Here is a 2,031-nt window from a genome sequence, read left to right as displayed (position 1 = left end):
TTTTCTTTTGTGCGCACTTCTGCCGGCGTAAAAAATGAAGTAAGGTGGGCTTCCTCAAGATGGGGAAAATGGACATTTACGAGGTCGTACTCTTTAACTGTGCTGCCAGGATATCCGGCCAGCAATTTTTCTACTATCTTATTTCCTAAACGGATACTGTAAGAAGCATTGCCCCTCGGGCTTGAAATAACGTGCAATATTTTTTTCATTGTCATAATTTTTTTGTTGACCAAAATTATGCACCTTTGGTAACCAAAAGTAAGTACTATACAAAAGATTAGCGGTAACCTTTTGTATAGTTAACTAAAAATCAGTTAATTATGGAATATGCAAAACCAGCCAATCATACGGAATGTATCAGCCGCCTGTCTTCCATCGACGATGCGCTTTATGTGATCGGGGGCAAATGGAAGATCCGGGTGATCGTGGCGTTGAAGGAAGGCAGTAAACGTTTCAATGAAGTGCAGCGGGCCATTTCGGGCATTTCCGCCCGGGTGTTATCGGGGGAATTGAAGGATCTTGAAATGAACGGTTTTGTAAAAAGGCTCGTGCATGATAAAACGCCGGTGGTGGTGGAATACCAGCTAACCGATTACGCCGATTCTCTGGGAGATATCCTTCAATCGCTGTACGAATGGGGGCACAAGCACAGGGACAAGATCAGGATGGAAAGGAAGATGGCAGCAGGCGTTTAAGGAAAATAACATAAAAAGCAGGTGAAGTAACTCAACAAAAAAAGCACTGAATATCAGTGCTTTTTTTATTATTTCGGCGGAGAGCGAGGGATTCGAACCCCCGGACCTGTAACAGTCAACAGTTTTCAAGACTGCCGCAATCGACCACTCTGCCAGCTCTCCGCGGCAAAAGTAAGGGTTCAAATTTTGTAGAACAAAAAATTGTTACTTCTTTTTTATTTTTTTTATTGCAACGCATTTTGTATGAGGATGTTAGGATTTGAGTGCAAACCCCGGAGGTTTCCAAAACCTCCGGGGTTTATGTTTTTAAAACCTCCGGGGTTTTCGGAACGATGTTTGGATTTATTCAACGAACAAAAAGTGAATCAATTAAAACCAAACACATGAACAGTATCAATCAACAACAGGAAGAAAATAACCATGAAGACCTTAGAGGTACGGATGCGGCCAAAAAGATCAAAGAACTTTCGAACAAGAATACCTGTCATTTCATTACAAAACTTCAGGAAACCAGTCCGCTGCACGTGCGCCCGATGTCAGTGCAGGTTACCGACGACGACGGAACATTGTGGTTCCTGTGTGCCAACGACAGTCATATTTACAGCGATATCAAGGCCGATTCCCGCGTGCACCTGCTGTTCCAGGGATCTTCCTATTCGGATTTCCTGAGCCTGGGCGCTACAGCCAAACTTACGGCCGACAAAGCGAAGATCGCAGAGCTGTGGGAACCTATGCTCAAGACCTGGTTTACCGAAGGACAGGATGATCCCCGCATCGCGGTGATAGAAGTGAAACCGCTGGAAGGTTACTATTGGGACAATAAACATGGCAATGCCGTGGCATTCCTCAAAACTGTTGCCGGGGCTATCGTGGGGAAAACAATGGACGATTCGATAGAAGGAAAACTGGAATCAATTACGAATTAAAAATTACGAATTACGAATGATACGAAGATTGCAATTCGTAATTCGTAATTCTTAATTCGTAATTAACTATATTTGCACCTGCTGTAAGCCCATAAACTAGCCGTTTATGGGCTTATTATTTAACCGTATTGACCAGATACACAATTAAACACAAACGCATGTCTACACAAGTAACTTTTTTACTGCCCAACTATATCGTTCAACACGCTACCGGCGGATTATTGCTGGGCGATTTCAATAACTGGAATGCCGAACTGGGTTTTCCGCTCGAATTGACTGAAGATGGCTCGTTGCAGACCACCATTTCCCTGCAACCGGGACAAACATATCAATATCGTTACCTGCTCAATGATGGCAGGTGGGAAAATGACGACAGGGCGCATTCTTATTCAGCGGCGGAAGGAATGTTC

Annotated in this window: 4 protein-coding genes and 1 tRNA gene; 3 read left to right on the top strand and 2 right to left on the bottom strand. The window is 43.8% G+C overall.

Going from position 1 to position 2,031, the window contains the following annotated elements; translation table 11 throughout:
- On the bottom strand, positions 1-209 hold a 209-nt coding region (locus EGI32_RS10960; protein WP_255155421.1), incomplete at its 3' end, for an NAD(P)H-dependent oxidoreductase.
- 111 nt (positions 210-320) lie between these two features.
- On the opposite strand from EGI32_RS10960, the gene EGI32_RS10955 reads away from it, so the two are divergent.
- Positions 321-695, top strand: a complete 375-nt coding sequence (locus tag EGI32_RS10955; protein ID WP_255155392.1) for a helix-turn-helix domain-containing protein — start codon at positions 321-323, stop codon at positions 693-695.
- A gap of 77 nt (positions 696-772) precedes the next feature.
- Here EGI32_RS10955 and EGI32_RS10950 read toward each other — a convergent pair.
- Positions 773-857 (bottom strand) — tRNA-Ser (locus EGI32_RS10950).
- 221 nt (positions 858-1,078) lie between these two features.
- On the opposite strand from EGI32_RS10950, the gene EGI32_RS10945 reads away from it, so the two are divergent.
- Positions 1,079-1,621 carry a pyridoxamine 5'-phosphate oxidase family protein gene (locus EGI32_RS10945; RefSeq protein WP_255154308.1) on the top strand — a complete coding sequence of 181 codons (543 nt, stop codon included), beginning with the start codon at positions 1,079-1,081 and terminating at the stop codon, positions 1,619-1,621.
- 158 nt (positions 1,622-1,779) lie between these two features.
- Positions 1,780-2,031: isoamylase early set domain-containing protein (locus EGI32_RS10940; protein ID WP_255155420.1), on the top strand; the 252-nt coding region annotated here is incomplete at its 3' end.

This window comes from Ferruginibacter sp. HRS2-29 (assembly GCF_024343615.1).
GTDB lineage: Bacteria > Bacteroidota > Bacteroidia > Chitinophagales > Chitinophagaceae > Ferruginibacter.
The sequence above is the reverse complement of the archived record's forward strand: the minus strand, read 5'-3'. Positions and strand labels throughout refer to the sequence as shown.